General features: G+C 72.8%; 4 protein-coding genes. 3 read left to right on the forward strand and 1 reads right to left on the reverse strand.

Features of this window, described 5'->3' with window-relative positions:
- Positions 1-1347 (reverse strand): beta-galactosidase (locus FUT87_RS16610; protein WP_147241733.1); only part of this gene is annotated, 1347 nt, incomplete at its 3' end.
- 327 nt (positions 1348-1674) lie between these two features.
- On the opposite strand from FUT87_RS16610, the gene FUT87_RS16615 reads away from it, so the two are divergent.
- The 3 genes from FUT87_RS16615 to FUT87_RS16625 all read left to right on the forward strand — a co-directional run.
- Positions 1675-4218: a beta-galactosidase gene (locus tag FUT87_RS16615; RefSeq protein ID WP_147241731.1), complete on the forward strand. Its 2544-nt coding sequence runs from the start codon at positions 1675-1677 to the stop codon at positions 4216-4218.
- 3 nt (positions 4219-4221) lie between these two features.
- Positions 4222-5409 carry an ABC transporter ATP-binding protein gene (locus tag FUT87_RS16620; protein ID WP_091727565.1) on the forward strand — a complete coding sequence of 396 codons (1188 nt, stop codon included), beginning with the start codon at positions 4222-4224 and terminating at the stop codon, positions 5407-5409.
- Positions 5394-6103 (forward strand): extracellular solute-binding protein (locus FUT87_RS16625; protein ID WP_147241732.1); only part of this gene is annotated, 710 nt, incomplete at its 3' end. The genes FUT87_RS16620 and FUT87_RS16625, both read left to right, overlap by 16 nt.

Consider the following 6103-nt stretch of genomic DNA (forward strand, 5'->3'; position numbering starts at 1 on the left):
GTCCAGCCCGAGCCGGCGCAGCGCGCCGTAGTACGCCAGCATCGGGCCGAAGCCCGCCATGTCCTTGCCCTGCGGCTGGATCTGCGCCATCCACAGCGACGGGTAGTCCATCACCAGCGCGACCGCCGCCGGCCGCATCGCCAGCGACGCCGCATCGCCGGCGGCGAGCAGCCGCCCGATCTCGGCGCCGACCTGAGCGGCTTCGCGGCCGCCGTCGTCCAGCGCGCCGTCCGGGCGGTTCAGCCCCGAATGCATCTGCTCCTGGCCGAAAGGCAACTGGCGCCAGCGGAAGTAGGACACCAGCTCCGCGCCGTGCGCGAAGGCCTCCCAGGTCCACGCGCGGACCATGCCGGGCAGCGGCAGCGCGTTCCAGTCGGCCCAGTTCACCGGCCCAGCCTGCTGTTCCATCACCCACATCCGGCCGCGGCCGATGCCGCGGTACAGGTCGTGATGGAAGGCGGTCAGGTCCGGATGGCCGGTGCGCGCCCATTGCTGGCGCTCGGCCTCGGTGAGGAAGGTCGCGGCCGTGTCGACGTGGCCAAGCGGATAGCTGTCCCAGGCGGCGATGTCCAGGTCGGCGCCGCAGGCGTGGTGGTCGAACTCGGCGAACAGGCCCATGAAGTTGTGCAGCACCGGGCGGCCGGGCGCGTGCGCGCGGATCAGCTCGACCTGCAGCCGGTTGTAGCGCACCACCTCGTCGGAGGCGAAGCGGCGGAAGTCCAGCGCATGCGCGGGCAGCGGGCTCGTCGGCTGGCCGACCGGGAAGCCGACCTGCTCGAAGCTCAAGAACTGCAGGCCCCAGAAGGCGGTGCCCCAGGCCTCGTTCATGCGCTCGACGGTCTCGTAGCGCGCCCGCAGCCAGCGCCGGAACGCGGCCAGCGCGGCCGGCGAGTAGGACAGGGTGGTGTCGTGGCAGCCGTACTCGTTGTCGGTCTGCCAGGCGACGACGGCCGGATGCCCGCCGTAGCGACGGGCCATCGCGGTGACGATGCGCCGCGTGGCCTCGGCCAGCGACGGGCTCGAGAAGCAGTAATGCCGGCGCGCGCCGAAGGGCTTCACGCGGCCGTCGGCGCCCACGGGCAGCACGTCGGGATGGGCCTCGACCAGCCACTGCGGCGGCGCCGCGGTGGGCGTGCCCAGCACCACCGACAGGCCCTCGCCGGCGAGCACGTCGATCGCCTCGTCCAGCCAGGCCCAGTCGAACTGCCCCGGGGCCGGCTCCATGCGGGACCAGGCGAATTCGGCGATGCGGACCGTGCCCAGGCCGAGCGCGCGCATCGCGCGGGCGTCCTCGCGCCAGCGCGCCTTCGGCCACTGCTCGGGGTAGTAGCACACGCCCAGGCGCAGCGGCGCCGGCGGATCGGACGGGAAGGAGATCGGGGGCATGAAGCGGGCGGGTGTCGGCCGGATGATCGGGAAGATGCGTCCAGCGTCGGTTAATCGATTAATCTGATTGGAGCAACCTGCGGGGGCGATGTCAATCGGAATGCCCAGCATCGGCGCCGAAGCGAGCGCGGCCGCGCGCGCGATGGCGCTCCGACAGCGTCGAAGCCAAGGGCGCTCCGCGTAGAATGCGGCCGCTTCTGCGGACTTACCCGTATTGCCCCCTGGGGTCGCCCTTGGTCTACTGACTCGGATTAAACGATTAACTGCCTCTTCGGGCAGCACAACGACGTGAGCGAGACAACCCCGCCGGCGCCGGTGGCGCTACAGGTGCCCCCGACGGTGCCGAGGCCCGAGACCGGCTTCCTGAACCTGGGCCTGTACCCGCATCCCACCCGCAGCCTCGAGGTCAACAGCCGCTACCTGATGCTGGACGGCCGGCCCTGGATGCCGGTGATGGGCGAGTTCCACTACAGCCGCTATCCCGAGAACGAATGGGCGGGCGAGCTCGCCAAGATCAAGGCGGGCGGGGTGGACGTCGTCGCCAGCTACGTGATCTGGAACCACCATGAGGCGGTGCAAGGGCGCTGGCGCTGGGACGGCCAGCGCGACTTGGCGCGCTTCATCGACCTCGCGGCCGAGGCCGGCCTGTTCGTCTACCTGCGTCCCGGTCCGTGGGTGCATGCCGAGGTGAGGCTGGGTGGCTTTCCCGACTGGCTCGCCGCGACCTGCGAGCCGCGCGGCAACGATCCCGCCTACCTCGCCCACGTGCGCCGGCTCTACGGCGAGATCGCGGCGCAGGCGCGCGGCCGGTTGTGGTGCGACGGCGGGCCGGTGATCGGGCTGCAGCTGGAGAACGAATACGGCGGCACCGGTCCGGGCCGCGGGGCCGAGCACATCGCCGCGCTGAAGCAGCTGGCGATCGACGTCGGCCTCACCGTGCCGATCTACACCGTCACCGGCTGGCCGACGCTGGACATCCCGCCGCGCGAGGTGCTGCCGGTGTCGGGCGCCTACGCCGATGGGTTCTGGCAGGGCTCGCGCGAAGCGCTGCCGCCGTCGGGCGTGTTCCTGTTCAACACCCGTCGCGTGATCGGCGAGATGGGCAATGTCGACGGCACGCCGGCCGCGGGGTTGATCGATACGGCGCATTACCCGTTCTGCCTGGCCGAGGCCGGCGGCGGCATGGCGCAGAGCTACCACCGTCGACCGGTCGTGGACGCCGACGACGTGCATGCGACGACGCTGGTCCAGCTGGGCTCGGGCGCCAACCTGTACGGCTATTACATGTATCACGGCGGCACCAACCCGGTCTGCGAGACGGGGCCGCTCAACGAGACCCAGGCGACCGGTTATCCCAACGACGTGCCGCAGTGGGGCTACGACTTCCAGGCGCCGCTGGGTCAGTACGGCCAGGTCCGGCCGTCGTGGGGACGGCTGCGCGCGCTGCATCAGCTGATGCGCGACTTCGGCGCGACGCTGGCGCCGTGCGAGGCGGTGCTGCCGGTGGACGGGCCCTTCGATCCGGCCGATCGCGCGTTGCCGCGCATCGCGCTGCGGGCGGCCGGCGCGTCGGTGGCGGAGGTCGAAGGCTTCGTCTTCGTCAACCACCATGTGCGCCATCACCCGCTGCCGGCGCGGCGGGACCTGGCCATCGAACTGCGCACGGCCGACGGCGGGGCGCTGCGCCTGCCCAGCGAGGGCGGCGTGGCGCTGCGTACCGGCGCGGCCTTCATCTGGCCGGTCGGACATCGCTTGGGCGCGGCGCGCCTGCGTCAGGCGACGGTGCAGCCGATGGCGCGCTGGACCGGTGCCGATGGCGACGTGGTGTGGACCGGCTTCAGTCTCGAGGGCATCGCGGCGGAGCTGGTGTTTGATGCCCAGGGGCTGGTCACGATCGAGGTGCGCGGCGGGCATGTCGAGCGCCGCGGCGAGGTCTGGGTCGTGCGGCTGGATTCGCGCGAGGGGCCTCGGCTGGTGTCGCTGCGCGATGCCGCGGGACGGATGCATCGCGTGCTGGTGCTGTCCGAGGCCGCCGCGGCGGCGACGGCGAAGGTCCGGATCGGCGGGCGCGAGCGGCTGATGTGGTCCAGCCATCCGGCGACGGTGGGCGTGGGCGCGGACGGGGAATTCATCGGCATGGACGCCGGCGTCGAGGAAGCGGCCTGGGTGCGCGTGTTCCCGGCGGAGGGGCTCGGCGGCGGTCGCGAGGAACTGGCGGTCGAATGGGCGGTGTGGTCGTTCGCGGCAGGGATGAGCGGGGCGGGAGGGCGCTGGCCCTCACCCTCGCCCTCTCCCGCGATCGCGGGAGAGGGAATGACCGAGGCGGCTTCCGGCACTGGCACTGGCAACGGTGGTCGGGACGGCGGCGAGGCGCGTCTCGCGGTCGCGCTGATGCAGGCGGCGGGCGAGCCGCCTGCCTTGCGCTGGGGGCCGCATGTGCCTTGGCGCGACGGACCGGTGCCGCTGGTGCCCGACGAAACCGCGCGTGCGGCCGAGGCCCACTGGGCGATCGTGCCGTCGGACGGGCTGCCGCGCGGCCGGGTCTGGCTGACGCTGGCGCTGGTCGGCGATGTCGCGCGGCTCGAGGTGGAGGGCGTCGTCGTCGACGACCGCTTCTGCGATGGCAGTCCGTGGACGATCGCGATCGACCGCTGGCGCCGCGCCGACGGCGCGTGGCCGTCGATCACGCTGGCGGTGCTGCCCATCGCGGCGGACCTGCCGGTGTTCCTCGAGCCGGAGGCCCGCGCGCTCGGCGCCGGTGCGGCGCTGCGCCGGGCCACGCTCGGCGTCGAACGCCGGCTCGTCATCGACCTGGGCGTCGGGGAGCGCTGAACCATGGCCTCGGTGCAACTGGAGCAGGTCGGCAAGACCTACATCGAGGGCGGCGTGCCCACGGTGCACGACGTGACGCTGGACATCGCCGAAGGCGAGTTCTGCGTGTTCGTCGGCCCGTCGGGCTGCGGCAAGTCCACGCTGCTGCGCATGATCGCGGGGTTGGAGACGATCAGCAGCGGCGAGCTGCGCATCGGCGGCCGTCGCGTCAACGAGAAGGCGCCCGGCGAGCGCGATGTCGCCATGGTGTTCCAGAGCTACGCGCTCTATCCGCACCTGGACGTCGGGGAGAACCTCGGCTTCGGCCTGCGCCTGGCGCGCGTGCCCAAGGCCGACGCGCAGCGCCGCATCGAGGAGGTCGCGAAGCTGCTGCAGATCGATCACCTGCTGCGGCGCAAACCGCGCGAACTGTCCGGCGGCCAGCGCCAGCGCGTCGCCATCGGTCGCGCGCTGGTGCGCCAGCCCGGCGTGTTCCTGTTCGACGAGCCGCTGTCCAACCTGGATGCCGCGCTGCGCCAGCAGACGCGGCTGGAGATCGCGCGGCTGCATCGCAGCCAGGGCCGGGCCAGCTCGATCTACGTGACCCACGACCAGGTCGAGGCGATGACGCTCGCGGACCGCATGGTGCTGCTGCAGCCGCCGCCGCCCGGGGCCTTGTTGCCGCAGCCCAGCGTCGCGCAATGCGGCGCGCCGCTGACGCTGTACCGGCGGCCGCGCAACCTGTTCGTCGCGGGCTTCCTGGGCTCGCCGCGGATGAACTTCCTGCCGGCGACCCTGGTCGAGCGCCGCGACGACGGCGTGGTGGCCGCGCTCGCCGATGGCACGCGCCTGTCTCTGCCGGTGCGCGCCGACGGCGTGAACGACGGCGATACCGTCACGCTGGGCGTGCGGGCCGAGCACCTGCGCCCGGTCCCGGACGCGCGTGCTGGTGGCGCCTCGCCGGGCGCGCGCCTGAGCGAGCCGATCCGCACGCAGGTCCAGTGGCTGGAACACCTGGGCGACCAGAGCCTGGCCTACCTGGCGGGGCCCGGCGGCGCGCTGGTGTCCCGGCTGCCCGAGGGCCACGGCGCGCCCGCGATCGGCGAGGCCTTCCCGGTGGCGGCCTTGCGCGACGAGGTGCACGTCTTCGATCCGCGCGGCGAAGCGCTGCCGCGGCTGCACGAGGAGGCGGACGCATGCGCGGCCCGATGAATCCGCGGCGGCGCCAGGCGCTGCTGGCCGGTGCCGGCCTCGGTGCGAGCGGCCTGGCGACGTGGAGCGGCGCGGCGCGTGCGGCGCTGTTGCCGGACCGCGAGCCGCTGCGGGTCTGGATCAACGGCGACAAGGGCTATGAGGGCGTGGCCCGGATCGGCGAGCGCTTCACGAGCGACACCGGCGTGGCGCTGCGCGTCGAGCATCCGGAGAACGGCGTCTCCAAGTTCGAGCAGGCCGCCGCCGCCGGCAAGGGCCCCGACGTGTGGATCTGGCCGCATGACCGCGCCGGCGGCTGGGCCGCGTCCGGGCTGATCCGGCCGGTGGCGCCGTCGCGCCAGTTGCGCGAAGCGGTCGCGCCGATGGCGTGGTCGCCGTGGCGCATGGGCGGCCGCACTTGGGGCTATCCGATCGCGATCGAATCGGTCGCGCTGATCGTCAACCTGGATCTCGTGCCGCGCGCGCCGCGCAGCTGGGACGAGGTCTTCGAGATCGACCGCCGCCTGCGCCCGCAGGGCCGGCGCGCGATCATGTGGCCCTACAACGAGTTCTATTACACCTACGCGCTGATGTCGGCCGGCGGCGGTTATGCCTTCCGCCGTCGCGAGGACGGCAGCTGGGACGCGAGCGACAACGGCATCGACACCGAGGGCACGCGCGCCGGGATGTCGCTGCTCAAGCGCCTGGTCGACGA

The sequence above is a fragment of the Mitsuaria sp. TWR114 genome, from assembly GCF_007997345.1.